This window comes from Bradyrhizobium sp. CCGUVB4N, assembly GCF_024199945.1.
Classification (GTDB): Bacteria; Pseudomonadota; Alphaproteobacteria; order Rhizobiales; family Xanthobacteraceae; genus Bradyrhizobium.
The window spans coordinates 2,858,210-2,884,402 of record NZ_JANADP010000001.1; the positions used below are offsets into that span (position 1 = coordinate 2,858,210).

Consider the following 26,193-nt stretch of genomic DNA (forward strand, 5'->3'; position numbering starts at 1 on the left):
CCCGGAGCACATCGTGGCCCACGGGCGGATCGCCGCGACTGGCGATCTCTCATCATGCCGTCAGCTTTGCAAGGCGGCGCTCGCCGTCAAGAGCGAACGGTGCCCGCCTACGGCCTGCCTCCCATTGCGCTTTTGACCGCTCGCTCACTCCGCCTTGCCGGTCCCGACGGCAGCGCGATCGCCAATCTTGGCGATCCGTAGCCGAAAGGACATATGATGAAACTCCTCACTGAATCCCAGCGTCAAACGTTAATCGAGAATGGCCGCCGTCAGACCGAGGTCAAAGGCACGCCCGACGAAATCGACTTCGAGCCGGTCGTGAAGCTGTTCAATCCCTGCGGGGCCGGGACATGGCTTCTCACCGAGATTGATCCGTCCGACGAGACAGTAGCTTGGGGCCTTTGCGATCTCGGCATGGGCTTTCCGGAATTCGGGACGGTCAGCCTGACCGAGCTTGCTGCGTATTGTGGCCGGTTCGGACTTGGTATTGAGCGCGACCTGCATTTCAAGGCGCGTGGTCCAATCTCTCGCTATATCGAAGCTGCCAACAAAGCGGACTGCATCGTCGAGGATGTGTGAAATAGGAGGAGGCGCTCACCGAGCGCCTCCTTTCTGCCCGTTCAGCCCAAGTGGCTCTTGGCGGGTTGCGCCGGGCCGCGTGGCCCTGCTCGCAAAATGTCGTCGAGCAATTCATCGAACGTTGGCAGCTCGCGATTGAAGTGGTTCTGAGTGGCGACGGGCCTCGCGAGTTCCGCAAACACAGTGGGCGACGTGTCGAGGAGGAACAATTCATCCTCGGCCCCCTCGTCATCTTCCTGCTGTTGAAGTTGATCGAGTCCCTCGCAACCGATGGCGATACCCCACCAAACGGCCAGGAAAGCAACGACATCCCAGAATGGCGCCTGCCGGGCCGGAACGACCGCGAGGTAGAACGCAAGGCCGAAGAAAAGAGCTGCCATGATGAGATGACAGATGCTGTTCAGGACACGAGCGACGCGGAGCATGATCCGCACAGTCCGGTAGTAGCGGCCTTTGATGTTTTCAATGAATGTCGGTCGCTGATGAATGTGTAGCATGTGAGCCTCCTCAAGAGATGTGAAAGTGCTTTTGAGGCTAACCGTGTTGGACGCTGTCGGATGTCGAAGGCTTCGGCAGTATTCGGTAATGGTTAGTAGCGGTCGAGAGGCCGCTCTTGAAACGGCGAAGGGAGGCTCGGGTTGAGCCTCCCTTGGGAGCGTCGTGGCATTGTCGATTACTGGCCCTTCGGAAGGGCACGGCCCTCCTGATCCTCGATGAATTTCAGGAGCGTGGATTTGCGTGCGTAAATCGTCGCTGTCCCAAAACCAAAGACCGGCAGACGCTTCTTCGAGGCGAGGTAGAAGACCTTGCGCTGATACTTGGCGTCGCCAAACAGGAAAATGGCGATTGCGCGGGCGCCCTCCAGAATGTCCTCGGGCAGTTGGCTGTTGTGCATGGCAGACATGATGATGCATCCGTAGCTGGAGGTGGATCAGGCAAGGGGTGGAGGCTGGTGGCCATTGAGCGGGACCTTCCGTGGCCGGCCGCGCTTCCTGCGTGGTTCGGGTGCAGGCGGTTCGGGGTCGCCCGGCTCGGGCTTCGGATTGCCGCCCGTCGGGCTCTCCGGCGGCGGCTCGTCCGGCTCGAACAGTGTCGCCGCCTGCCGCGCGAGCGCCGTCGTGCGCCGCAGGTGATCGAGCGCCATCGCCGCCGCCGTGCTCGACGGCACGTAGATCCAGTGAGCCAGGATGGGCGCGATCTCGATACCGAAAGCTATGGCTTCGAGCGCGGCCACGACTGCCACCCGCAACCAGCTCTCATGCAGGATTTCTGTGAAGGCAGTGAGCCTGCCTAGAAATCCGTCGCGCTTTGGCTTGCGATCTGAGGACGTATCCACCGCCTGCTGGATGAGCTTGTTGTGGTCCCGATTCAGGCGATCGAGGTCTGCCTTGAGGCTGTCCAGCCGCGCATATTCGGCCGTCCGCTTGGCCTCCAATGTGGCGAGCTGAGCAGCCCCGTTGTCGGTGGCCGCAGTGGACGCAGCTTTTGCGTTCCGGCTCCCACGCACAGCCGCGCGGATGACGTTCTGCTGGAGCGACCCAATCTGGACATCCTGCGCGCGCGTGAGGGCCGCCTGGTCATTGACCGCGCGCGTTGCCCGCATGACCGCCGCCTCATAGACCGGCGTCACCCGAGCCACGATCGGCTTGTTCTCCGACAGGTAGTCGCTCTCAATCTTCGCGGTGATATCGCCCGCGTAGCCCATCATGCTGACGAACAGAGCCACGGTCGCACTCGTCGCCACCGCCTGGCCGACGCGGAAGAGCGTGACCATGGTTGAGGCGTGTCCCGAAAGAGCCGTCGTGCGGAGTCCGGCCTTCTTCAATTCCTTGATGCCCTGCCGGTACAGCGGAGCGCGGTAGAAGCAGTAGACATCGGTGACGCCGACGAACAGCGCGGCAGATGCGCCGATTGCCGTCAGCGACCAGCTCCATTGGCCACCCGGATTGAAGAGCGTGTTGGTAACCACGCTCAATCCGGCGCCCATGCCAATCATGCTGCCGATGCTCATGAGGCCGCGCGACATGAAGGTGCCGATTTCGTTCGACGAGGCATGCCGGGCGAGTTCGGAGGGAGTGCCTCCGCCCGCAGTGACAAGCACGCGCGAGATCAAGCCGAGCCTCGCCGGCTGAGCGAACATCCGCCCGGCCGTCTCGTCGGGTTCTGGATCGTAAAAGATCGGATTGGGGTGCATGGCGTCGGTCTCCGTTGTAGGAGCCCGACAAAGACTGCATTCTTCGGGAGTAACGGTACGGGAGGCCGCAGCAGAATTTGCCGGCTTTTACCTGCGGTTACCCCCTGAAGGGGGTAATCTTCCCCCTAGTCGGGGACCGTCTGCCCTAACGCGAACCCAAGGTATTGCGGTGCGAAGTGCCCAATAAATCCCGTGGATCGTTTGGCGCGGCTATTCGTGCACAAACAAGCGCCGGGTAGCTTCGATTCGTTTCAACTTCCAATTGGGCAATATTTCAATGCGTAGTGACGTAAAGGAGCGGGTGGCGGAAACCCCGAGCGCCGAGGAGCTGGTGAGAGCCATCATCAGCCATCTGCAAAAGGCACCGGGCATCAAGGATGCGCAGCTTCAGAAGCTGTTCAGAAGATGGATACGGCGTGACGATACCGTGATCCCCGAAAGGCTCAATCCCGCATCTTTCGATTGCTGGGATCAGATCATCTTTCGCGGAAGCTACAAGAACGTCAAAAAGAAGCTCACTTCGCTGTACTATGTTCGCATTGAAGAGACTCTCAAATATCTCAACCTTCTGCCCTCGGAATTCGAGATCGGTGAAAGTACCTGGCCAGCCTATCTCCAGCAGATCCTTCAGTATCTGAAGTCACCCGCCAGCAATCGCAATCCGGACACCGTGAAGGCAGCGCTCTCGCTCCTTCTCGGCATGGATGCCAACCAGCATTACAGTGTGAATGATGCGCTGGCCGGCGAGTATTTTGGCTACCGTCGTAGCTCCAATCGCGGCCGCATCGTACGCTTCCACATCAAGATCAATCCCTCGGCCGGTACCGGATTGCTGTCCTTTGACAACAACTACTTCCAGTCCCCGGATCACTGGCGGGTACAGGGCTGTGGGATGAATGTGGATGCGCTTACCTACCTTGTGGGGCATGCCCATGACGCCGGTGCCCCCGGTACGGGTCTCGGCCTGCGTTTCTTTGTGCTCAGCAAGTTCCGTCGCTTCGGATGGCTGGTTGGGCTGCTCAATTCCTTGGACCGCAATCAGAAACCGATTGCCTCGCGCATACTTCTGATACCGGCCAGCCAGCATAAGAGCGTGCGGCGCGTAAAAGCGCCCATGGACGAGGAAACCATCCTGCAATTCATCTCAAACAAGGTGCTCACGCCGGAGCAGCTCGAAAAGGAGATCGAGGTGCCGCGGCCTGCCGACCTCGAGGGCGTGCCGGTTTCGGTTCTCATCCAGTCCCTGATTTGGAACGGCACGTTACGCACGCTCCACGGCGCGAATACCGATATTCCGAGCAAGGATCAGAACGAGGCCTATGCTCACGTCTTTGCCTTTCAGCAGAAAGCGCTTGAACGGCCTCGCAATACGACCAACGACATCGATTTCTTTGTCCGCCTCCTGGCGTACGATGATGTGCGCGAGACGATCATGTCCAAGCTACCTTTGCCCTAGATGTCAGCTTCCCGGCGCAAGATAGTCGCCTAAAATTGCAAATCGGATCAATGGGATAGGATGAAACTTTTGGAGCCGCATAGTCCGCTCTGGTATGATGCCCGTCAGAACAATTCCAGGGGGGCATTCATGATCGAAGTGCACAAAATCCAGGACAGCCAAACGGGCGAATTCACTTTCGAGCAGTACCTCAAGGGCGGCGTGCTTCACCGCGATCCCAATGTCGGCCCAGCTCTCGTTCGCCGCACGCCGAAGGGTACTGGCATTCTGAAAGCCTATTATTGGGAGGGTAGACTGCACAGCCCCGATCATGGACCGGCTATCATCGAATGGAATGAAGGTGACATCATGCCATGCAAGAAGGGGTGGTTCCGACACGGCTACCTGCATTCCACGGGTGGCCCGGCCGTCTGGTCCCTCAACAAGGATCACGACGCTGGACCGTTTGCACTGACTGATGCGTATTTCGTTCACGGCTATAATTATCGCGATCCGGCACAGGGGCCAAAGCTGATCCATCGCGACTGGCATACCGGGCAGACGACGGTCTGCCAGTTTACCTCTAAAAGAAAATTCATCGGCCCTTGCCCGAGCGAAGCTGACCTCTCGAAGCTCTTCAAGCGCCGCGCGGACCGGTCGACATACGATCTCCTGCCGTAGGGAATCTGGGAAAGCTTGATCGAGCTTTGTAAAGGTTGGTACTCGCTCTTGTGCCGTTTTTCGGCAGAGCTAGTCTACGCGAATGAGCACCAAATTCGTCTATGCGCGGCCTCGCATGGAATTCGATCCGCAGCTTGCGGACGATGTTGCGAGCTTTGATCGGCTAAACGCGCGGCCCGTCGGTGCAGCGGTCACGATGGCGCCAGCAAGGCGCAGTCCGTTTAACGGCTATTCCCGTTCGCTGACGCCCGATGGTGGTATTCTCATCACCTATAAGGATCTCAACCGCAGCATCCTGTGCAGAAGCTTGCGCGTTGCGGCATGCGTGGCGCTTTCCTGCGTATCTCTTCCGCCGATCCTCGACCTTGAAACATTCTCCTGGGCGCAAGTCGCGAGCATCGGCGCGCTCGCACTGGCGAACTGGATCGTTCTCAAATTGAAGATCAGGAAGGGTCACGCGGTCGAGGTACGTCCCGACTGCATGATCATCGACGGCACCGACATCTTCCTGGCCGATGACATCGGTGATGAGAACTGGCCCACCCTTCAACACGACCCCGACGATGAAGGACATCAGTTTATCGGCGGTATCTGCGGAACCCGATTCATCGAGTACATGACCGTTAATCCGCTCGACGAGTCCGACCGCACACCTCAGGTGCTCGAGGCCGATCTCACGCTCGCTTTCGAACAGCTCTGGGGCCGCCGGGCTGCCGGATTCGGATTGCCGCTGTAGCTACTACTCGGGCTGAATCTCGACGCGCAGACTAACGCGTCCATGGCCGCCGCCCGGGCAGTTGAGGCCGAACGTGTCCTTATCCTTGCCATCGAAATCGGCCTGTGCCGTCACGTGCCGCTCATCCTTCGACGTGATCTTCGGTGTGGCGGCCTTGGTGCTGACGACATCCTTGGTGTCGGGCTGCGCGCTCACAATCCTGTAGCCTGCGGGCGCCGTGTACTCGACCGTCGAAACGGCGTGGGACCCGCATCCATAGTCCACCATGCCGCCGTCCTTTGTAACCACCTGCGGCTCGCGGGCGTAGGACATCGGAACCGGGAATTGAGGGCTGATCCACATAAGTGCGAGGCCGAATGCCATCACCACAAATGCGGGCGTCCGTGATCGCAACTTCAGACCCGCGAATTCAAACCGGTGTTCTCCCTTGGACTCCCGACGGCTAAACACCAGAAACAGCAGGCCAAGCAGCACCAGAGCGGCGCCTCCGTAAAACGCAACGCGTTCCATGATCTATCTCCAGACCGGGCGGACCATTCGGTTCCGCCCGGTACGCATAAGCAACTGACGCGACTGGAGAAAACTTCCGGGTCCTACATACGTTCCCGGAGCGCCAGAGGACCGACCGGGTCTTGGAGCAGCGCGAGGTTCGCGCAGTCCCGTATCCGGGCGACATCCGAATGTTCCAGTCGCACCGCAGCAGCCGGCGGCATGCCTTCCATCAGCAAGAGCTGACTGTGCCGCTGCCGCGAAAACGCGGTACGCAACTCGAAGGGCGCGATCAGCTTCTCCATCCGGCCTGCCGCATACCGCAACGTCTCCTCGTCGCCATTGGCGAAGAGCTGCACGAGGCCGGCATTTCCAAGAAATGTCTCCCAGCCATTCTTGTAGTGCCGCTTGAGCTGCGTGACGTCCTGCAATACGACCCACAATTTGACGCCAAAACCTGGGAAATACGCGGCCGCCCGTTCCATGATCTCCATGTGCCCCAACGTCGCGAATTCCTCCATCATGAACAGTATCGGCGGGCGATCACGTGGATACGCGCCAAGAGCCTCTAGTTCGACGCAGGCAAGCTGCACTACCAGCCGCAGCCAGCGCGAGTGCTGCTCCATGCGACCCACGGGCAGACACAGAAAAATGGTTGCTGGCCTGTCACCCCGGAGAGTGGCCAGCCTGAAGTCCGATCGCTTGAGTGTCCGGCGAAGCATCAGGCTGTCCAGGAAGTCCGTCTGCGTGGCAGCCGTACTGAAGATGCTGCCCCGTTCCGTCTGCGGCGTGTTGAGGAGGCGCGTTCCTTCGGCGGCCGCGATTCCACCGAACCGATCGCCAAGCGCCTCCATGCGATGGAGCAGCGTCTTGAGGGCCAGCTTGTTCGCATCGAAATAGTTGTGCTTCTCCTCAGGAGACGCCTCAGCCAGCGCTTTCGCCGCCGCGGCCTTGGCGGCCAGTGCAAGCGGCTTGTATGTCAGGCACAAAAGCTCGCGCACTGTCACCAGATTGCGCTCTCTCTCCTCCAGTGAAAGCGTCAGCAGGATGATGCCGGTCAGCAGTTTCCGCGCCGACTCTCGCCAATGCTGAGAACGGCTGTCACCGTCATCAATGACAAGAGCATTCGTGATCGAAGCGACGTCGTCGATGATGGTGGGACTGTCGGGATCGAGTTCGTCGAGTGGATTATAGCACGCCGTCGGCTCGCCCGACTGGCCGAAAGGATCGAGCACATAGACATCGTGCCCCATTGCCCGGCGGAATGGAGCAGACCGCGCGAGTTCGCCCTTGGGGTCGAGCACGAGCGCCGAACCCGAATAAAGATAGAGATTGGGCTCGAGGACGGTCGAGGTTTTGCCGGCGCGGGCGCCGGCGATGGTTACCATCGGACGGTCATCGAGATGACCCAGATATTGGTGGCCGAACTTGCCGAGAATGATGTGGCCCGGCTCAAAGCGATAGCGCATGAGCTCGATCGGCGACATCCAGTAGTTCACGCGCGCGCGGTCCGCTTCGAGCCTCGGCAGGAGCACCCCGCGCGGCAATGCCTTGCCGAACAGCTCATGCGTTGCACCATCGAGGTTCGGTAAGGACACGTGAGATTGAAATTGAATGTCCTCCGCCCGTGTCCGCCATTTCTTCCGCTCGCTTCTAAACATGTCAAACATGATGACCTCCGTTGTTGACCATCAACGGCTACCGTGTGGCGCGAGGGTCGTCGTTCGGAAGCATTGGGAATGTCTTGTAAGTTGCTAAGCTTCTTGTTGTGGGCAAAGGCCTCGCCGCTCATCATGATCATGGGGTTGGCTTCGCATTCCTTGACGCTGCCGGGGGCGGTCACCTTGTTCCTCACGAACTCCTTTCTGAGAAGCCCACGGGGCTTGAAAGACGCGGGTTCTATTGTCCCTTCCGCCGCTTGGCCCATCCCTCAAAAAAGACAGAAGCCCTTTCGCTGACGCGAAGAGGGCTTTGCTTTTTTGACCTAAAGGCAAGGGGAGGGCCGCGTCGTCAGGGCCAATCACGAACCGCATCAAGCCCCGTTGTGGGGCTTCATTTCAGAAAGGAGAATATCATGAGCAACAATCAACCGGTTTTCGTCGCCTATAGCGTCAAGGAACGCTTAGGCAAACAGCCTATCTGGCGGAAGATCGGCGTGGCCTTCGCCCACACCAAGAAGCCCGGCTTCAATATCGAACTGGCGGCTTTGCCGATCGGCGACCGCATCGTTCTGCTTGAGCCAAAGGAAGACAAGCCGGAATCCGAAACCGATGCCGACAAGGGGGGCGCTCAATGAGCGCCCCTTTTTCGATCCAGCAACGTCCAACAAAGGAGTTTGTCATGACGACAGCGCTTCGCAGACTTTTTGAGCCACTAATCGAAAATGATGATTACGACCGGTCCTTCATCTGGATCGGGAATGATGGCTACTCTGTCTGCTTTAATCCAAACACAGGACGGCTCTATGGCGCTCTGTGGTACGATAGCGTCGAGACCTATCACCCCACATTCTATGTTTCTGTGCTCGATGCCATCCGCATTTGGCATCGGGGGTGGCTTTCGAGGGCTAGCCTATGCGCCTTTCCCCGTTGCGCGATCGAGTTGTTTTCCATCACAAGCAGCTCGATGGAGCAGGCTCAGTTTCATTTTGAGATTATGCTCTGTAACGCATCCATCTTTTGATCGACGCTATATCGAAGAAAGAGTTCGCCTGACAAGCGGGCTCTTTTTTTGTTCGCGCGGATAAAAATAGAAAATCCGGGAATGTCTCAGATTACAAATCCTTTCGGTACGAATGGAAAATGCTGAAGCGTAAATTGGGCAACAGGTAGCGAGATGTGTTTCGCGTCCCGCGAAACCTCGTTTAGGGGCCAATTCTTTATGGCCCCTAAAAACCCAGGACGCATGCGCTCTGCAAAGAAAGGTGAAAATGGCCAGACCTCGCCTCGCTGATCCGCGCAATGTGCCACTCAAGCTGTATTTCACAAGTGGCGAACTCGCGAGCATAAAAAGCCGCGCGGACGCGCTTGGAATGCGGACAGTGCATTTTGGCCGCGCCGTGCTGCTCGCTGAAGGACAAGCTCTCGTCCAGGCCAAACATTCATCGCGCCTTACCGGGCAGATCCTTGTCCAGCTCTCGCGGCTCGGCAACAACCTCAATCAGATGGTGCGCCACCTCCATGCGACGGGCGATCCGCTGCCTGCCGACCTGGAGCCCCTGCTCGCGGACATCCGAGCCCTCATCGCCGAGGAGTTGCGCCGATGATCGTCAAGATCTCCGACAGTGGCTCGTCATTCAAGGGACTTGCGACCTATCTCACACATGATCCAAAGGCACAGACCGCTGAACGGGTCGCCTGGACCCAGACGCATGGCCTTGCCAACGACTATGTGCCGGCCGCCGTCAATGAAATGTACATCACTGCGGAAAGCGCCGAATGGCTCAAGGAGCAAGCCGGTGTGCGAGCGGGTGGGCGACCGGTTGAAAATCCCGTCAAGCATATCAGTCTCAATTGGGCCGAAGAGGACAAACCGTCACGAGAGCACATGATTAAAACCGGTGAAGATTATTTGCGGCATATGGGCTGGTCGGACCATCAAGTGATCATGGTGGCACATAGCGACAAGCCTTACGCGCACCTTCACATGATTATCAATGCTATCCACCCCGAGACCGGGAAGGCGCTCGATGACGGCTTTGAGAAGCGCCGTAGCCAGACCTGGGCGCTTAAGTATGAACTCGAGCAAAATCGCGTGCATTGCACCGAGCGACTGAAGAATGTCGGGGAACGCGAGCAGACTATGCCCCGTAATATCTGGATGGAATTTAAGCCGAACGAGCGGGAATTTCGTAAATCCGAGCGGCAGTTTCTACAAAATCCGGAAATTGAAGAATATCGGCCGGAAAATCGTCGCGCCACGGAATGGGAAATCTTCAAACAATTTCAACGCGACGAGCGCGACCAATTTATTGCCGAAGGGAAATCGAAATTCAAACAATTGCGCTCCGAAATTTACCGCGAAGTGCACGCGGATTTTCGGGAGCGCTGGGCTGAATATTATAAGGCCGAGAAGAAAGGGACTGAAAATGCCCCTGCGCAGCTCGCCGCCGTGAAGGCCAAAATTGTTGCGGATGAAAAAGCGGCTCTAGAGCCGCGCCGCGAAGCGGGTTTTAAGGAGCTGCGCAAAGAGCGTGACGTAGAAAGGGAAGCTTTAAATGCTCAACAGCGGGAGGTACGAGCCGAATTCAGGTCAAGGCTCGAATCCGGCATGGATAATTCCGACTTCTTTGCCGGTCTGGCGGCGAAGCGGGACAACAGGACTGCGGTGCGGTCGACGTTTCGTGAGGCCGGTCACGAGACGACCTCCCGGCCGATTGATCCTGTGGAGACGCCATTCGTTGGTAAGCTCATCGATGCCCGCCTTGAGCCGATTTCCCGGGCGCCGTGGAGACCCGACACCAGAAAAGGCCAGGCTAGGGAAAAGGATGCCGGCGATGTGGCCAAGCGCAGGACCATGGGGGCTGTCGGCGGCGTCGCTGACGGCATCTTCTCCTTTTTGACCAATTTGGGCTCGGCTCGTCCTGAACCCGTGCCTACGAAGGAGAGGGCGGACCAGTTCCGTGAAGCTGCCGAGAATGCTCTCAAGCAAGAACAGCAGCGTGGCCGCGAAACGGAGGATGCCGCCTGGCGCGAGCGGCAAAAGGTTCATACACGAGAATGACCAAGGGGCCGGTCCAGCCACGACCGGGCCCCCAGCTTCTTCGGCGCAGGAAAACGAACCCGGTACCAGCCGCTATGATCCTCTCGAAGAAAGCGACGCGGCGGAGCTCGAAATCGAAGCCGAATTCCGCCGCAAGCTTGCTGGGCTACGCTGGATACCCCGGAGGTCGCGAGCTGGTGCACGACGGGAGCTGCGAGAATGGCGACGCGCAGCGCTCAGAGCGTTGCGTGAGAGGCGTTCGATGGAGCGCCATGCACGCTACGAGATTCGACGGAGGAGGATGGCGGCCGTCAACCGACAGATACTCCAAGCGCCTCGTCCCAATTAGGGCCGGCGGGAAGGGGTACGCATCCGCGTGTGAATAGTGATTATGCAGACTGGTATCGGCTATCCTGTTGCCAATAGTCTACCGATACCAAGAATGGTGCGTTCGGAGATGCGCCGGGATTCTCGAAGATCACCGACCATTGGCTTCTCCAAACGTCCGCTGTGGGGGGCTCTACCTTTGCCTGCCACTCCCTGCTCAGTTGAGAGTACATATTCGACGGTGGCAATCGGCTTGTTTGGCAGACCGCTTATTTTGATCCGGCCGAAGGTACCGCTCGTCAAGGCGACCACCTCAATTTCCGGTCCAGGTTTGCTTGATGCCCTCGAAAGGAGCTTTGCAAGCGATCCGGAGGTGGCCGAGCCAATTAAGGCCGCAAGGCCATCAATGAAACTGTGTCTCGCCGGCAGGCCGGTGAGTTCGTCGAGGCCGATGTTCTCGAACAGTCCTTTGCTTGAATGGGTCTTATCGGAACGCGTCTGGCCATAACGCAGCACTGCCTCGGCTGCCTCATTAGACTGGGGACTCGCGAGGACTGCCGTCAGCAGCCGTGCGGCCTCTTGGGGCCCCATCCTTGCGGCATTGGGTCCTCGACCTCCGACCGGCCGCAAATCTCCTTTCACCAGCCAACGATCGAGATCAGTGACCGTAGCCAAGCTGATCCCGGTCATCGTGCTTACCGCCTTGATGAGCTGTGGAGGCGTCACCATAGATCGCTTGTTTCCTTTCAGGAAAAATCCATTTGAACCGAACTCCCTTTTAGGTAAAATCCAATAGGGAATAGGTGGGAATGTTTTGTAACGATCAGGTTCTAGGCCGTTTTTCGATTCGGTGCCTCAGAATCCAGTGGTAGCGTTGCCATGGGAGAAATTTCATGTCGGTCCGTAAACGAACCTGGAAAGCCGCCGAAGGCGTCGAGAAGACCGCGTGGGTCGTGAACTATACGGACCAAGCGGGCAAGCGCCGCCTTAAGACGTTCGACAAGAAGAAGGCTGCCGACGATTTCGATGCTACCGTCAGAAATGAAGTGCAAGCTGGCATTCATACGCCAGACAGGGCCAGCGTCACGGTCGGCGAGGCTGGAGATCGCTGGCTCGCATCCTGTGAGAGCATCGGGCTTGAGCGGACAACGATTGATGCCTACCGCTCGCATCTCGATCTTCACATCAAGCCATTTCTTGGCGCGCGCAAACTCTCTCAGCTCACCGTTCCGATGATCACCGATTTCGAGCGCAAGTTAAGGGACGGTACGGAGACGGAAAAGCCGCGCTCGGCTGCGATGGTCAAGCGCGTGCGGGCCGATCTCGGCTCCCTGCTCGCGAACGCGCAGGAAGAGGGGCTGGTCGCACGCAATGTGGTTCGCGAAGTACGGGCGAAACGACGGCGCGGCAAGGAACGGCAAGCGGAGCGACGGGCCAAGCCCAAGCTGCGTGTCGGCGTCGATATCCCGACGCCGCTGGAGATCAGAGCCATTGTTGGCGTGTTGCAAGGTAAGTGGCGGCCCCTGTTCTTGACCGTTATCTTTACTGGGCTGCGTGCCTCGGAATTGCGTGGCCTGCGCTGGGTGAATGTCGATCTTGCCAAGCGTGAACTTCATGTCCGGGAGCGGGCTGACGAATATAACCAGCTCGGACGGCCAAAGTCAGAGTCGGGTGAACGCTCGATCCCGTTGCCGCCGGTCGTGGTTAGTGCGCTGCGTGAATGGAAGCTCCAGTGCCCCAAGACAGAACTCGGGCTGGTATTTCCGAGCCCGGTGGAGGATGTAGAAATCATTGGCCGCGACTACATCGTCAAACGTGGCTTGTGGCCGGCGCACATCGCCGCCGGTATCACCAAGATAGGCAAGGACTCCAACGGGAAGGTCACGGACGTGGCGAAATATCCCGGCCTTCACTCTCTTCGGCACTTCTTTGCGAGCTGGTGTATCAACCGCAAGGTCGATGGCGGCCTCGAATTGCCGCCGAAGGTGGTTCAGGAACGGCTCGGCCATTCGACCATCGCGATGACCTTGGACATCTACGGCCACCTGTTTCCTCGCCACGATGATAGCGAGGAACTCGCCGCAGCGGAAAAGGCTCTCTTGGGTTAATTTTCGGTGAATGTCAGCGATCGCCGACATGTCGAAATGTTGGCGAACGGCGACATTGCTCGGTCGGGGCGAATGTCCTGTTTAGCCGAATGGTGATGTTTGCTCCCCCACGCACATACGCGATCGCGTATATTGCAGATATATACGCGTTTGCGTATATATCTTCGATATACGGGTTTGCGTATATTGACAGTTTATACGCACTTGCGTATACTGCGTGCGGAGGTTGAACATGACGCAGCACATTGCCCGCACCGAAAAACAACTGGGAGCCATTCTGCGGCGAGCTCGCAAACAGGCCAGCCTTACCCAGTCGGACCTTGGAAACCTGCGTCAGGGAACGGTGTCCCGGCTGGAAGCGGGCGCGCCTGCCATTCAGCTTCGCACCCTCATGGAAGCATTGGCCGCGCTTAACCTTGAACTCGTCGTCCGTACCCGTAGCAAGGCCGACGCGACCGATATCGAAAGCCTCTTCTGATGGGACGGCCACCAGCAAACGCGCCGCTGAATGTGTTTCTAAACGCACGCCTTGCTGGCGTGCTCCGGCGCGAGTCCAGCGGCGCCATAGACTTTCGCTATGATCCGCAGTGGCTCTCGTGGGAGTCGACGTTTCCAATCTCCCTATCATTGCCGTTGCGCGAGGACCGCTATATCGGCGCACCCGTCATCGCCGTGTTCGACAACCTGTTGCCGGACAGCGAACCGATACGCAGACGCGTCGCGGAACGGGTCGGAGCAAACGGAACCGACGCTTACAGCATGCTGGCCGCGCTCGGGCACGATTGCGTTGGCGCACTTCAGTTTCTTCCACAAGGAGCCGATCCGGGGCCTGCGGGGAAGGTGGAAGGTAAATCTGTCAGCGAGAGCGAAGTTGCGGCCATCATCCAGAACCTCGCCACGGCTCCGCTCGGCATGGGAGAGGATGACGATTTCCGAATCTCCATCGCCGGCGCCCAGGAGAAGACAGCCCTGCTACGCCGTGACGGTAAATGGTACAAACCGACCGGCACAACGGCAACGACCCATATCCTGAAGCCGCAAATCGGTCGTCTGCCAAACGGCATCGATCTCTCGAACAGCGTCGAGAACGAATATTTTTGCCTCAATCTGCTCGCGGCGCTCGGCGTACCGACGGCCAATGTCGAGATTGCCGATTTCGGGGAGCGCCGCACGCTCATTGTTGAGCGCTTCGATCGACGCTGGACAAACGACAAGCGGCTTCTACGCTTGCCCCAAGAAGATTGCTGTCAGGCCCTGTCGGTACCCCCTACCCGGAAATATCAATCGGATGGCGGCCCCGCGATGAAAGACATTTTGCAACTGCTGAAGGGCAGCGATGCGCCAAACGAAGATTCTGCGGCGTTTCTGCGAGCCGGCATCGTCTTCTGGCTTATCGGCGCCACCGATGGACATGCCAAGAACTTTAGCCTGTTTCTGAGTCCTGGCGGACGCTTCCGTCTCACGCCGCTCTACGATGTCCTGAGCGCGCAACCGAGCCTCGACGCCGGGCAGATTCAGCGCAAGGCGTTTAAGCTTGCAATGTCCGTGGGTAAGAATCGTCATTATGCGATGAATGATATTCTGCCCCGGCATTTTCTACAGACAGCCGAAATCGCCGGCATCAGCGCTGCTGTCGTGCAATCAATCTTCAAGGACCTCGTCGAGAATTTCGAAGCAGCCTTCGCGAAAGTGATGAAAGGCCTTCCCAAGGGCTTTCCTGACCAAATGGTAGACTCAATAAGATCAGCCGCTACACGCCGCATCAGTCTTATTAAGGATTCTTGACATAGATCTGGTCTGCATGCCGTGCAGATCAGCGTCAGCAGCACCAGCAGCATGATCATCGTCAGCATCGACGTCGGCACCGACAGCGCGATCATCGCGCCCATGATCGCCGGCGCCCGAATTGCCGGAACGCGATGATCGCCTTCATGATCGGCGGCATCAGCAGCAGCGCCGGCAGTGCAGGTCCAGCAGGCGCTGATTGGGGTCCTTTCAAGATACTCGACGAAGGGGCTGAGTCTCGCTATTACGGACCCGGTTTCCGAACATCCAAACAGGCCAAACCCGGGACAAAAAGGGAAGGTTTTGAGATGCTTGGGAATGTCTGGGAGCGATCTCGACGCGACATAGACGCGACATGAGGCCGTTTTTGGAAGAACATTGCAATTCGGGCGCGTAGCGACTATACGCGTAACCTCCTAAAAGCACTGAGCTTTTCAGGGTTTCCCGGATCACTTTTGGGGCGTAGCCAAGCGGTAAGGCAGCGGATTTTGATTCCGCCATTCGGAGGTTCGATCCCTCCCGCCCCAGCCAGATTTTCCGCTTCGCCTGAAATATCGCGCGAAACCGGCTTGGTTGGGGAGCTCCTGCGAGCGTGCTCGGCCGGCCCGCCTCATTCCGAGGTGATCCATCTCCGCAAACCGCCCGCTGAGCGGAATCCGTCGGCAGCGTAGCAGCGGATCGAGGGATAAGAGCCTTGCATCATCTCGGCCAGCGCGTGTCCCGGACCGAGGTCCAGCACGCGATCGACGCCTTGCTCTGCAAGAGCCTCCAGCGTCGCCGCCCAGTCGATCGGGCGTGCGACCTGGTCGGCGAGCTTTGCCATCGCATCGGATGCGGAGAAGATGCGTTCGCCGCCATCACCGGCGAGGAGGAGCCGCTGATATGCGATGGGCGCGCGCGTGCTTGCCGTGAGTGCCTGATGCAGGGGGGCGGAGGCCGGTTCGAGTCGCGACGTGTGCGAGGCGATCCTGACGGCGAGAAGGCCGGCGCGCGCGGCGCCTTGTGTCGACGCCTCCTGGCAGAGATTGATGACATCCTGCTCCATGCCGCCGATCACATCGAGACGATCGGGGTTCCTGATCGCGATCTCGCAGCCGTGCTTGTCGAGCAACGGTTGCAGCGTGGCCCGATCGAGGCCGCGGACATAGCCGAGCCGGCCGTCCGGGCCTGCCACGCGATCCATCAATCGCGCGCGAATATCGGTCAGTCGCAGGGCTTCGGCGGCGGTCCATATTCCCGCAACACTCCAGGCTGCCATCTCGCCGACGCTGTAGCCCGTGACGGCGGTCTCCTCAGTCAGGAGGTCGGCAATGCAGGCGTGGATCGCGAGCGCCGATGTGACGGTCAGGATCTGGCTGATTTGGTTGACGGACAACTCGTCAGCGCTGCGCGTCCTGACGAACTCCCGCGGATCCTGGCCGAGACAAGCGGTTGCCGCGACGAAAACCGGCTCCGCAGCAGGCTGGTCCGCGACAAGATCGAAAATCTTGTCCGAGAGCGTCCCTTGTCCGCCGCAGAGCAATGCAAGCATCAGTGTTCTATCCGGTCGATGAAGAGCGTCATGGCGAGCAGGTCCGCCGAACCGCCGGGACTGAGATTGCGTGCGACGAAAGCCTGGTGGATTTGAGCTGCGCGGTCGCGCCAGTCCGGGCAACCAATTCCGCCCGAGGCCAGAAATCCGGACGCACTGGTTTGCGCAAAGCGCAATCCGTCGGCTCCGCCTCGGTGCAACAAATTGGTGTCGGCAACATCTGCGATCAGCGCCATGCAGGTCTGAACGCGAACCGCCTCTTCGTCGAGAGGTGCAAGCCTCCGCGCCGCGTACAGGGCGGGAAGAGCGATGTCATAGACGGAGGGGAAGCCGCAAGCGGCTTCCGCCCTCGCGCCGCCGGCGCCATAGCGGCGCGATGCCATCGCGCCATGACTGCGCAGTGAGATCGGGCCGTCGAGGATGGCCTCGCCCCAGCGTTGCGACACCAATTCGCCAACCGGCTTGCGGATGCCGAGCGCGCTGCGATAACCGGCTGCAGCGCAGAGCAGACCCAGCCCGAAGATCGCTCCGCGATGCGTGTTCACACCGGAGGTCGCTGCCAGCATCGCGCGCTCGGCCGCAACCCCGATCGCGCGCAGCCGATCCATGCCGGCACCCTCGGCGCCCGCGGCGGCGAGCTCGCCGAAAAACGGCGCGAGCGTGTCCGCGCTCAGGCACAGCAGGGCGGCGTCCATATCGCGATGCGCGCCGTTGTCGACATGACTGACGAGGCCCGGCTTCGGATAGGTCTCGACCTCGAGCTTCAGGCAGAGCGAGGCGAGATGACCGAGCTGCTCCGCACGGAATGCACGTTGCGGCAGTGCCTGCCATCTGAGCGCAAGGTTCATGACTCTGCCCCCGCCAGAAACGCTGCGCGTGCCATGCTTGCGACGCCGGTCGGACTTTTCACAAGGACTTCGTCCTCGTCAGTGCCGGTCAGTTCGCGCCATTGCACGCCGCCGGCGGGGCCCGTGATCTCGCCGTCCAGCCGCATCGGCGCCTGCTTGGCAATGCCGGCGATCGCGGACGGCAGGGTCTTCGCTTGCATCTCCGATGACAGCGGCCAGAGCAGGTCGAGGTCCGAACTCTCCGTCAGATAGGAGAGGCCGGTGAGGTGTTGCCAGGCCAGACTGCCGAACGTGCGCGTCTCCGGCAGAAGTTGAAGCAGCAGGTCGATGGTCGTCCGCCAGTGCGCAGGCGCCGCCGCGGCGGCATCGGCCAACAAGGGAGGAGGGGCGGATGCAACGATATCGGCGGCGGCGAGCGAAACTGCAATGCGCCGCTTGCCGTGGCTTGGCGGCAGCGGCAGGCCGAGCGGAATCATGCCAGCGACGTCGCTGCAAGCCGGCCGGCGAACGATGAGGGGACGACCGGCGCGTGCCCAGCCTGCGACGATGGGCTCGCTGGCGAGCTCGGGATAACGGTTCATCACAGCGGTCCAGGCGGATGCGGAAGCCTTCACCATGCTGTGGCGCGCAAGAGCTTCAGCCATGTCGCGCCTCCTGACGTCGGGGCGCCGCAAGCGCGACAACGCGATCGGCGATCTCGGCCGCCTTGCGCCGGCCGCCACGCTCGGCGCCGAGCCGGCTGCGATCATCCTGTCCCTGCGGCCGTTGCAGCACGGCGGCAAGCTGTGGCGCCAGCGGTGCAGCTTCGTCCCAGACGGCGTGAATGCCGCCTGTCAGCACGATGTTGTCGAGCCCGGGCGCGAACACCGGCGTTGCCTCGGCCTTGGCTTTCAACACATCGATCGGCAGCTTGGTGACCCGTGCCATCGAGGGCAGGTCCATCACCGCGGGATGGGCGCCGGGCAGTGCCACCAGCGTGCCGGTGGCGAGCGCCGTTGCGATGAACGCGCCGGCCGCGCTGCCGCCATAGAGCAGGCCGATGGTGCGGTGTCCTTCGGTCTCTGCCAACAACAGCGCCTTGGCGAGATGCGCGAGATACTCGCTGAGGCCGAGCAACTCGTCGCGCTTGCTCATGCGCTGACTGGCGGAATCGACCAGGACCAGGATCGGCGCGCGATCGCCTGACTTGACGATCTCGATGACGCGCCGCGCGAGCACGATGGCTTCGTCCACGCCCAGCGGTTTGCCCTCGACGATGCCGAGCACGTGGATCGGTCCGCCGTCAGGCAGCACCGCTTGTCCCGAGATCATCGCGCCGTTGACTTCGATCTTGCGGCCGTTCGGGAACAGGCCGGCCAGGATGTCATCGAGCGTCATCGGCGTTCTCCCTGTTAGTGGCGGCGCGAAGGAACGCGCCGGTTGGAAGTGCGGGAACCTCGGTCGGATCGCCGATGCCGAGTGCCTGCCAGATCTCGACCGCGTCCTCGCTCTCGCCAAAGCGCTGCAACCGTCGCTCGAGACGCGCCTGTTCGGCTTCGAGAACAGTGACGTCGCATCGCGTGCCGAGGTCGAGTGCATCGATCGCGGCTTGCCGAAAAGCCAGTGCGTCGTCGTCGACGAATGTATCGGCGCCGCCGATGAGGTAGCGGTGCTTGCCGCCCATGGTGCGCCAGACCAGCGCGCGATCGCGCGAGTCGAATTCCTCGATGCCCTTGTTGGTCTCGATCACTTCGGGGCCGCTGACGCTGAGCCGGCCCTGCTCGGAGATGATCAGGCGCGAGCAAGTGCCGGCGATCAGGCTGCCGCCGCCATAGCAGCCGGCGCGCCCGCCGATCAGGCCGACGATTTTGACGCCGGCACGGCGCGCCTCGATCACGGCGCGCATGATCTCGGCGATCGCGAGCTCGCCGGCATTGGCTTCCTGAAGCCGCACGCCGCCGGTGTCGAACAGGATCAGCATGTCCTGCTTGAGCGCGCGGGCCGCGCGCAACAGGCCAGTGAGCTTGGCGCCGTGGATCTCGCCGAAGGCGCCGCCCATGAAGCGTCCCTCCTGCGCGGCGACGAAAACCGGCGCGCCATCCAGCTGGCCGCGTCCGATGACCATGCCGTCATCGAACTGCTCCGGCAGGTCGAAGATCGCCAGATGCGGGCTGATCTCGCGCAATTCGGGGCCGATGAATTCGGCAAAGCTGCCGGCATCGACCAGCGCGTCGATGCGCTGCCGGGCGCTCGCCTCGTACCAGCTCAGCGAAACATTGTTGGCTGCCACCCGTGTCATCGTTCCGGCTCCTCGATCTTGCGGACGCCTTGTGCCAGCCGCAGCGCAACCGTGTCGGGCCGGGCGCCGCCGTCATTGACGGAGATGTGCAGGCCGCCGGCCGAGCGGCGGGCGACGAAATCGCGAACGACGGCGTCCCACACCATGCCGAAGCCATGGGCTGCCGTTGCGATGTCGATGGTGCAGACATCCGGCGACGCGCTGCGCTCCAGCAGCACTTCGAGATTGCCGGAGGCGACGACGCCGACGATCGCCTGCGTGCGGGTGCCGCCGGCGCGCCTGGGGGCAGACAGTCTGAAGCTGAGCTTTTCCATGCAAACCTCACCAATTGCGGAAGCGGCTGGGCGGGCGGTAGAGGCCGCCGGAAGCCAGCATGAGATCCTTGATCGAACGGGCCGCGAGCAGATTGCGGTCGGCGTCGAGCGGATCGATGCCGAGATCTTCGGGGCGCTGAATCACGCCGCGCTGCCGGAGCTGCTCGACCAGCTTCGCGTCGCGCGCGCGGCCGATCTCGGTGTAGCCGGCAACGCCGCGGATGGCCTGCTCGCGCTCGTCCTTGCTCCGGCACATCAGGAGGTTGGCGATGCCTTCCTCGGTGATGATGTGGGTGACGTCGTCGGAGTAGACCATCACCGGCGCCAGATCGAGCTTGAGCTCGCGTGCCAGATCGAGCGCATCGAGCCGCTCGACGAACAGCGGAGCGTTGCGCTCGCCAAAGGTCTCGCCGATCTGCACCACGAGCTTGCGGCCGCGACGCAGCGCGGCGTTGGTATCGGGATCGGCCTCGGCGCCGGCCTTGAGCCAGGGCTCGCTCGGATGGCGGCGGCCACGCGGATCGGAGCCCATGTTGGGCGCACCGCCGAAGCCGGCGATGCGGCTGGTCGTTACCGTGGAGCTATGACCCTCCAGATCAATCTGAAGCGTCGATCCGATGAACATGTCGCAGGCATAGAGGCCCGCCGTCTGGCAGAACGCACGGTTCGAACGCAGCGAGCCGTCCGGGCCGGTGAAGAACACATCGGAGCGCGCCGCGACGTAATCCTCCATGCCGACTTCCGATCCGAAGCAGTGGATCTGCTCGACCCAGCCGGCTTCGATCGCCGGAATCATCGTGGGATGCGGGTTGAGCGCGAAATGGGTGCAGACCTTGCCCTTGAGGCCGAGCTTCTCGCCGTAGGTGGGCAGCAAGAGCTCGATGGCGGCGGTGTTGAAGCCGATGCCGTGATTGAGCCGGCGCACGCCGTAGGGCGCGTAGATGCCCTTGATGGCGAGCATCGCCGTCAGGATCTGGGTCTCGGTGATGGCGGCGGGATCGCGTGTGAACAGCGGCTCGACATAGAAGGGGCGGCCGGCCTCGACCACGAAATGCACGAGGTCGCCGGGGATGTCGACGCGCGGCACCTTGTCGACGATCTCGGTGACCTGGGCCACGACGAGACCGTTCTTGTAGCTGGTTGCCTCGACGACGGTCGGCGTGTCCTCGGTGTTCGGCCCGGTGTAGAGATTGCCGTCCTTGTCGGCGCTGACGGCCGCGATCAGCGCGACGTTCGGCGTGAGGTCGATGAAGTAGCGCGCGAACAGCTCGAGATAGGTATGGACGGCGCCTAACTCGATCTTGCCGCCGAACAGCATGCGCGCGATGCGCGCCGCTTGCGGGCCCGAATAGGAGAAGTCGAGCCGCCGCGCGATGCCCTTCTCGAAGATGTCGAGATGCGCGGGCAGCACCACGCCTGACTGCACCATGTGCAAATCATGGACGTCCGCCGGCTCAAGGCTGGCGAGCGCCGAGGCGAGGATATCGGCCTGCTTCTGGTTGTCGCCCTCCAGGCACACCCGATCGCCCGACCGGACCACCGTCTTCAGGAACGCACCCAGGTTCGGGATCGGGACGACCTTGCCCTTGGCGTGCAGTCGGCCGGCCGCCAGGCGCTCATCGAGTGCGGCCTTTTGCATACCCCAATCGCTCATTTCGGCTCCTTGGCATGCGGGAACTGGCTTTGATGTCGCTAAATGTATGCGTATTGCCTTCCGATGTCAATTAATGTATACGCTAATTTATAAGCGATGGATACTCGCATACACAGGAGGAAATTTATGGTGCGAATGCATACAAAGCGCCCCTGCCGGGGGAACCGCACTTCGCGCACCGAGGGGAGGCGCCCGTGACCATTTCCGGCGTCGCGCTCCTCGCGATCTGCACGCTCTTGGGTAGCCTGCTTGGCGACCTGCTCGGCGTCGCCCTCGGCGTAAAGGCCAATGTCGGCGGCGTCGGCATTGCGATGATGTTCCTGATCGCGGCCCGGCTCTGGCTGGTGCGGCACGGCCTGCTCAGCCACGGTCTCAAGACCGGCGTCGAGTTCTGGGGCAGCTTCTACATTCCGATCGTGGTCGCCATGGCTGCGCAGCAGAACGTCGTTGCTGCGGCAAAGGGCGGTCCGATCGTCGTCATTGCCGGCGCCGGCGCGGTCGCGGTGTGTTTCGCGATGGTGGCCCTGATCGGAAAGCTCAGTGGCCCCGTCGAGACCATGGACGAGATCGAGGCCCGAGAGGCACTCGAGGCCAGCGTGCCTCACTTCAAGTCCGGGAGGGTTGCATGACCATGATATCTCACGTTCTCGCCGCCAATTCGCTGATCACCGCGTTCGCCGCCGTCGGGATCCTGATGTGGATTTCCGGAGCGATCTCGAAATACCTGACATTCGGACGCATCCACGGCTCGGCGATCGCGATCATGCTGGGTCTGTTGCTGGCCTTCTTCGGCGGCATCGCCACTGGCGGTGAAAAGGGCGTCGCCGACTGGCCTGCGCTGACCGGGATCGGCCTGATGGGCGGCGCGATGCTGCGGGACTTCGCCATTGTCGCCACCGCTTTCGAGGTCGATGTCGTGCATGCGCGCAAGGCGGGATTGATCGGTGCGGTCGCGCTCGGATTGGGGACGGTCGTTCCGTTCATTCTGGGCGTTCTCGTCGCCGCAGCGTTTGGCTACACTGATGCCGAATCGCTCACGACGATCGGCGCCGGCGCGGTCACCTACATCGTCGGTCCGGTTACGGGGGCAGCGATCGGCGCGTCATCACCGGTCATTGCTCTCTCGATCGCGACCGGTGTATTCAAGGCGGTGATCGTGATGATCGGCACGCCCTTCGTTGCCGGGATGATCGGCCTCAACAATCCGCGCAGCGCGATGGTGTTCGGCGGCTTGATGGGAACGGTCAGCGGCGTTTCCGGAGGGCTTGCGGCGACCGATCGTCGCCTCGTGCCTTACGGCGCATTGACCGCGACGTTTCACACGGGCCTCGGATGCCTGGTCGCACCGTCCGTCCTCTATTTCACGGTGCGCGCAATCATAGGAAGCTGAATGGCAGGTCTGTTCAAAGTTGCAGCCGAAGCAGAAGAAGACGGCGGGCTTCTCTCCGACCGCATCCGCAATGCGCTCACGGACGAGATTGCGTCGGGTGCGCTCGTCGCCGGTTCGGCTCTGGAAGAGCAGCAGCTTGCCGATCGCTTTGGAGCTTCCCGCACGCCGGTGCGGGAGGCCCTGCGCCAGCTCGTCGTCAGCGGGCTGGTCGAGGTCCGGGGTCGTCGCGGGGTCGTGGTGGCGCGGATGACGCCCGAACGCATCATGGACATGTTCGAGACCAGCGCCGAGGTGGAAGCCATGTGCGTGCGCCTCGCGACCTATCGCATGACGCCGCTCGAGCGCAGTCATTTGATCGAGCTTCACGAGAGCTCGCTGGCGATGGTCGAGGCCAATGACGTCGATGCCTATGACGCCTTCAACCGCACCTTCCATGAATGTATCTACAGCGCGACGCACAACTCGTTCATGGCCGAGCAGGCGCAGGACGTCCGTGCGCGGCTCAGCGCCTTCCGCCGCACCCAGTTGCGGCAGGGCGATCGCATTCGCAAATCTCGCGACGAGCATGATGCCATCATGCAGGCGATCGCGGAGGGGGACGGCGACACTGCAGCGCGGCGCATGCGCGCGCACATGCTCAACGCGGCTGCCGCGCTCCGGCGCTATATCGATGATCGCCTGGGCACGGACGAGCCGATTGGTCCGACGGGCGGCTCAGTGCAGGGCTGATGAAGGCATGTGTTTGAGGTTCCCCGAATCGCTTCGCGATGGTCCTCGTCGGGCCATCGGATGGTCCCGGGAACGCAACGCTCCGTGGATGGCGCTCGGTCGTGAAGTTCCGAGCTTGACACTGTCGAGCGAAAAGAACAGAAGTCGAACATGGCCGCCCATCACCCAGCGGCGAGCGGTGTCCGTGCCGCCCGCGCAAATCTGACCCAAGCGGGATCTCGCTGCGCCGCGCCGAGGGCTGCGCGCTGATGACGCTGCCCGTCCTGCCGCCCTACTACTACCACGACCATTTCACGGAGATGCTGAGCTTCGTTTGCGAGACCTACGGTCCGGTGCTGACCGACGAGCATCGCGCGTTTGTCGCTCGCTTCTCGTCGTTGTCGAAAGATGCCCAGTGCCTGTTCATCCGGATGGTCAACCGCAACGGCACGGTCTTCAATCCCTCCACGTTCAAGTACACGGAGATCGCCGACCCGGTTGGCGCATTGGGGGAGCTTGGTATCGCCGGTTATGTCCGGGGCCTGATCGAACAGGATTACGCGGCGTTCATGGCCTGCCTTGCAAAGCCGGTGCTGTTCGATGGCGCCAAGGCGGCCGGCGTGAGCGATGTCCGGGCCTCATGGCCCAAGGGCAAGCTGACGGAGTATTGGCTCGCCAATCTGTCGTTCGGCACCGCATTCCAGCGCTGCGGTGGCGAAGCCTTCATCGCGCTCGGTGATACCGAACCGCTGGAGTTTCTGCTCTATCTCTATTTCGGCAAGACCGAGAACAACCTCAAGAATTTTGCGCTGCGCGACCTCGGCATCCTGCGCACCAACGATCAGGCGGATTTCAGCGCCCGGTTTGCCGACGCGGACGAGGCGAGGGCGTGCTTTCACTACGCCCGTCTGCTGCGTCACTTCGAAACCAAATCGGACGAAGCGTATCGCAATTCCGTGGCCGGCGTTCTCGGCGGTCCTGTCTGCCCGACGGACTACGCCTCGGATCTGCGGAACCGCGCGGCCCACCGAGCGGGTCTGCACTTCGAGAAGAAGGGCGAGGCCGCGCTGGCGGTCCAGCTTTACCGCGCCGGCTCCTCCGCAGAATGTCACGAGCGTCTCGCCCGTCTGCTCTACGCGGAAGGCGACAAGGACGCAGCCGAGGAGCTGCTGCGTCGCATGATCGACGATCCCGCCAGCGACGACGAATTCGTCTTCGCGAGCGATTTCTATGCCCGCAAGTTCGACGGACGCAGGACGGGACTCTGCACCGAGCTGCTGCGAGCGGGGCGAACGCTCCGGGTCGACGATACCTGGCGCGGCAATCCGGAAGCAGGACTTGCGAGCGTCTTGCGCCGGCAAGGCGTTGAGGTCTTCCACGCCGAAAACACGCTCTGGCATTGCCTGTTCGGATTGCTGTTCTGGGACGAGCTGTTCGAATCCGGACAGCTGCACAGCGGCTTCGACTGGATGCCGCATTGCCTGAAGGACAGGACCTTCGCGCAGCTCTTTGCCGGTCAAATCGAGACCAGGCTCGCAGCCGTCGCGTCGCAAGCCGCGCTCCCCCAGATTCTGCGGATCGTCGCCGCAAAGTGGGGGAAGCCGAACGGCGTGTTCGCCTGGGACCATGTCGATATCGATGCGCTGCGCGCGCTGCTTGCAGGCGCGCGTGCAACGGGCCTCGCCACGATCCTTCGCCTGATGTGCGAGGATTATCGGGCGATGCGCGATGGCTTCCCCGATCTCATGCTCGTGGCCAGCGGCGCCGTCTCGTTCATGGAAGTGAAGGCCGAGGGTGACGTCATCAGGCGCAACCAGCTGACGCGGCTTCGCCAGCTCGGCAACGCCGGCATTCCCGCGGAGATCGGCCGCGCCGATTTCCGTTTCGATCCGGACCAGGACTATGTCGTCGTCGACATCGAGACCACCGGCGGCTGGACCGGCGGGGATCGCATCACCGAGATCGGCGCCGTCAGGATCCGCAATCATCAGGTCGTGGCGGAGTGGCATTCGCTGATCAATCCCCAGCGGTCGATCCCGGCCAAGATCGTCGCGTTGACCGGCATCACCAACGAGATGGTGCGGGACGCGCCGTTGTTCGCGGACGTCGCGGACAGTTTCATGCAGTTCATGGGCGATGGCGTCTTCGTCGCCCACAATGTCAATTTCGATTACGGCTTCATCGCCGCGGAATATGGACGCCTCGAACGCCGCTTCCGCTTTCCAAAGCTCTGCACCTGCGCGGCCATGCGCCGGCATTACCCCGGTCACAAGTCTTACGGGCTTGGCAAGCTCACGAGGGCGTTCAATATCGAGCTCAAGAACCATCATCGCGCGCTGTCTGATGCGCGCGCTGCGGCTCACCTCCTCAATTTGATCAATGCAAAGCGTGATGAGGCGGGAAGCAGGTCGGAAGAGATTGCGGCCTGATCCCGG

28 protein-coding genes and 1 tRNA gene are annotated in these 26,193 nt (G+C 61.2%); 16 read left to right on the forward strand and 13 right to left on the reverse strand.

Annotated features, from left to right (window positions below):
• Nucleotides 1-216 precede the first annotated feature (216 nt).
• Entirely contained in the window at nt 217-579 is a 363-nt protein-coding gene (locus tag NLM31_RS12935) for a DUF2958 domain-containing protein (protein WP_254196175.1), read from the forward strand.
• Between the two features lie 41 nt (nt 580-620).
• Here NLM31_RS12935 and NLM31_RS12940 read toward each other — a convergent pair whose 3' ends face one another.
• The 3 genes from NLM31_RS12940 to NLM31_RS12950 form a co-directional block, all read right to left on the reverse strand.
• Entirely contained in the window at nt 621-1,076 is a 456-nt protein-coding gene (locus NLM31_RS12940; RefSeq protein WP_254192455.1) for a hypothetical protein, read from the reverse strand.
• 176 nt (nt 1,077-1,252) lie between these two features.
• Nucleotides 1,253-1,483, reverse strand: coding sequence for a DNA-binding protein (locus tag NLM31_RS12945; RefSeq protein WP_254192456.1), 231 nt, complete (start codon nt 1,481-1,483; stop codon nt 1,253-1,255).
• 27 nt (nt 1,484-1,510) lie between these two features.
• On the reverse strand, nt 1,511-2,773 hold the full coding sequence (locus tag NLM31_RS12950; RefSeq protein ID WP_254192457.1) for a DUF4407 domain-containing protein: 1,263 nt from the start codon (nt 2,771-2,773) through the stop codon (nt 1,511-1,513).
• Between the two features lie 277 nt (nt 2,774-3,050).
• Here NLM31_RS12950 and NLM31_RS12955 point away from each other — a divergent pair, with 277 nt between their 5' ends.
• The 3 genes from NLM31_RS12955 (at nt 3,051) to NLM31_RS12965 (ending at nt 5,625) form a co-directional block, all read left to right on the forward strand.
• Entirely contained in the window at nt 3,051-4,229 is a 1,179-nt protein-coding gene (locus tag NLM31_RS12955; protein WP_254192458.1) for a hypothetical protein, read from the forward strand.
• Between the two features lie 129 nt (nt 4,230-4,358).
• Nucleotides 4,359-4,889 (forward strand): hypothetical protein, encoded by a 531-nt coding sequence (locus NLM31_RS12960; protein ID WP_254192459.1) that lies wholly within the window; start codon nt 4,359-4,361, stop codon nt 4,887-4,889.
• 82 nt (nt 4,890-4,971) lie between these two features.
• On the forward strand, nt 4,972-5,625 hold the full coding sequence (locus NLM31_RS12965) for a hypothetical protein (protein ID WP_254192460.1): 654 nt from the start codon (nt 4,972-4,974) through the stop codon (nt 5,623-5,625).
• 3 nt (nt 5,626-5,628) lie between these two features.
• Here NLM31_RS12965 and NLM31_RS12970 read toward each other — a convergent pair whose 3' ends face one another.
• Entirely contained in the window at nt 5,629-6,135 is a 507-nt protein-coding gene (locus NLM31_RS12970; RefSeq protein ID WP_254192461.1) for a hypothetical protein, read from the reverse strand.
• An 83-nt stretch (nt 6,136-6,218) separates the two neighbouring features.
• Nucleotides 6,219-7,784, reverse strand: a complete 1,566-nt coding sequence (locus tag NLM31_RS12975; RefSeq protein ID WP_254192462.1) for a type IV secretory system conjugative DNA transfer family protein — start codon at nt 7,782-7,784, stop codon at nt 6,219-6,221.
• Nucleotides 7,785-8,188: 404 nt separating this feature from the next.
• Here NLM31_RS12975 and NLM31_RS12980 point away from each other — a divergent pair, with 404 nt between their 5' ends.
• From NLM31_RS12980 to NLM31_RS12995, 4 genes are all read left to right on the forward strand, one after another.
• The gene (locus NLM31_RS12980; RefSeq protein ID WP_254192463.1) at nt 8,189-8,410 is read left to right on the forward strand and encodes a hypothetical protein; all 222 of its coding nucleotides are present in this window, start codon (nt 8,189-8,191) and stop codon (nt 8,408-8,410) included.
• Between the two features lie 44 nt (nt 8,411-8,454).
• Nucleotides 8,455-8,796, forward strand: coding sequence for a hypothetical protein (locus NLM31_RS12985; RefSeq protein ID WP_254192464.1), 342 nt, complete (start codon nt 8,455-8,457; stop codon nt 8,794-8,796).
• 247 nt (nt 8,797-9,043) lie between these two features.
• Entirely contained in the window at nt 9,044-9,379 is a 336-nt protein-coding gene (gene mobC, locus NLM31_RS12990; RefSeq protein WP_254192465.1) for a plasmid mobilization relaxosome protein MobC, read from the forward strand.
• Nucleotides 9,376-10,836 carry a relaxase/mobilization nuclease domain-containing protein gene (locus NLM31_RS12995; protein ID WP_254192466.1) on the forward strand — a complete coding sequence of 487 codons (1,461 nt, stop codon included), beginning with the start codon at nt 9,376-9,378 and terminating at the stop codon, nt 10,834-10,836. The genes mobC and NLM31_RS12995 overlap by 4 nt, the downstream gene beginning before the upstream one ends.
• Before the next feature lie 387 nt (nt 10,837-11,223).
• Here the strand turns inward: NLM31_RS12995 and NLM31_RS13000 are convergent, their stop codons facing one another.
• The gene (locus NLM31_RS13000; RefSeq protein WP_254192467.1) at nt 11,224-11,832 is read right to left on the reverse strand and encodes a hypothetical protein; all 609 of its coding nucleotides are present in this window, start codon (nt 11,830-11,832) and stop codon (nt 11,224-11,226) included.
• Nucleotides 11,833-12,035: 203 nt separating this feature from the next.
• Here NLM31_RS13000 and NLM31_RS13005 point away from each other — a divergent pair, with 203 nt between their 5' ends.
• The 4 genes from NLM31_RS13005 to NLM31_RS13020 all read left to right on the forward strand — a co-directional run bounded on the left by NLM31_RS13005 (nt 12,036) and on the right by NLM31_RS13020 (nt 15,566).
• Nucleotides 12,036-13,250 carry a site-specific integrase gene (locus tag NLM31_RS13005; RefSeq protein WP_254192468.1) on the forward strand — a complete coding sequence of 405 codons (1,215 nt, stop codon included), beginning with the start codon at nt 12,036-12,038 and terminating at the stop codon, nt 13,248-13,250.
• A gap of 232 nt (nt 13,251-13,482) precedes the next feature.
• Entirely contained in the window at nt 13,483-13,728 is a 246-nt protein-coding gene (locus NLM31_RS13010; protein WP_254192469.1) for a helix-turn-helix domain-containing protein, read from the forward strand.
• The gene (locus NLM31_RS13015) at nt 13,728-15,035 is read left to right on the forward strand and encodes a type II toxin-antitoxin system HipA family toxin (protein WP_254192470.1); all 1,308 of its coding nucleotides are present in this window, start codon (nt 13,728-13,730) and stop codon (nt 15,033-15,035) included. The genes NLM31_RS13010 and NLM31_RS13015 overlap by 1 nt, the downstream gene beginning before the upstream one ends.
• A gap of 456 nt (nt 15,036-15,491) precedes the next feature.
• Nucleotides 15,492-15,566 (forward strand) — tRNA-Gln (locus NLM31_RS13020).
• A 79-nt stretch (nt 15,567-15,645) separates the two neighbouring features.
• Here the strand turns inward: NLM31_RS13020 and NLM31_RS13025 are convergent.
• Genes NLM31_RS13025 through mdcA form a run of 7 tightly spaced genes read right to left on the reverse strand, consistent with a single transcriptional unit; the run spans nt 15,646 to nt 21,660 of the window.
• On the reverse strand, nt 15,646-16,566 hold the full coding sequence (locus tag NLM31_RS13025) for an acyltransferase domain-containing protein (protein ID WP_254192471.1): 921 nt from the start codon (nt 16,564-16,566) through the stop codon (nt 15,646-15,648).
• On the reverse strand, nt 16,566-17,414 hold the full coding sequence (mdcB, locus tag NLM31_RS13030; protein WP_254192472.1) for a triphosphoribosyl-dephospho-CoA synthase MdcB: 849 nt from the start codon (nt 17,412-17,414) through the stop codon (nt 16,566-16,568). Before mdcB ends, NLM31_RS13025 begins: the two co-directional genes overlap by 1 nt.
• Nucleotides 17,411-18,058 carry a malonate decarboxylase holo-[acyl-carrier-protein] synthase gene (mdcG, locus tag NLM31_RS13035; RefSeq protein WP_254192473.1) on the reverse strand — a complete coding sequence of 216 codons (648 nt, stop codon included), beginning with the start codon at nt 18,056-18,058 and terminating at the stop codon, nt 17,411-17,413. Before mdcG ends, mdcB begins: the two co-directional genes overlap by 4 nt.
• The gene (mdcE, locus tag NLM31_RS13040) at nt 18,051-18,791 is read right to left on the reverse strand and encodes a biotin-independent malonate decarboxylase subunit gamma (protein WP_254192474.1); all 741 of its coding nucleotides are present in this window, start codon (nt 18,789-18,791) and stop codon (nt 18,051-18,053) included. The genes mdcG and mdcE overlap by 8 nt, the downstream gene beginning before the upstream one ends.
• Complete coding sequence (locus NLM31_RS13045; RefSeq protein WP_254192475.1) at nt 18,778-19,692, reverse strand: biotin-independent malonate decarboxylase subunit beta; 915 nt, start codon at nt 19,690-19,692, stop codon at nt 18,778-18,780. The genes mdcE and NLM31_RS13045 overlap by 14 nt, the downstream gene beginning before the upstream one ends.
• On the reverse strand, nt 19,689-20,006 hold the full coding sequence (mdcC, locus tag NLM31_RS13050) for a malonate decarboxylase acyl carrier protein (protein WP_254129761.1): 318 nt from the start codon (nt 20,004-20,006) through the stop codon (nt 19,689-19,691). Before mdcC ends, NLM31_RS13045 begins: the two co-directional genes overlap by 4 nt.
• Before the next feature lie 7 nt (nt 20,007-20,013).
• Nucleotides 20,014-21,660: a malonate decarboxylase subunit alpha gene (gene mdcA / locus NLM31_RS13055; RefSeq protein ID WP_254192476.1), complete on the reverse strand. Its 1,647-nt coding sequence runs from the start codon at nt 21,658-21,660 to the stop codon at nt 20,014-20,016.
• Nucleotides 21,661-21,854: 194 nt separating this feature from the next.
• Here mdcA and madL point away from each other — a divergent pair, with 194 nt between their 5' ends.
• The 4 genes from madL (at nt 21,855) to NLM31_RS13075 (ending at nt 26,187) form a co-directional block, all read left to right on the forward strand.
• On the forward strand, nt 21,855-22,289 hold the full coding sequence (gene madL / locus NLM31_RS13060; protein ID WP_254129763.1) for a malonate transporter subunit MadL: 435 nt from the start codon (nt 21,855-21,857) through the stop codon (nt 22,287-22,289).
• The gene (gene madM, locus NLM31_RS13065; RefSeq protein WP_254192477.1) at nt 22,286-23,050 is read left to right on the forward strand and encodes a malonate transporter subunit MadM; all 765 of its coding nucleotides are present in this window, start codon (nt 22,286-22,288) and stop codon (nt 23,048-23,050) included. Before madL ends, madM begins: the two co-directional genes overlap by 4 nt.
• Complete coding sequence (locus tag NLM31_RS13070) at nt 23,051-23,779, forward strand: GntR family transcriptional regulator (protein WP_254192478.1); 729 nt, start codon at nt 23,051-23,053, stop codon at nt 23,777-23,779. It abuts the gene before it with no gap.
• Between the two features lie 248 nt (nt 23,780-24,027).
• Nucleotides 24,028-26,187: an exonuclease domain-containing protein gene (locus NLM31_RS13075; protein WP_254192479.1), complete on the forward strand. Its 2,160-nt coding sequence runs from the start codon at nt 24,028-24,030 to the stop codon at nt 26,185-26,187.
• Nucleotides 26,188-26,193 lie beyond the last annotated feature (6 nt).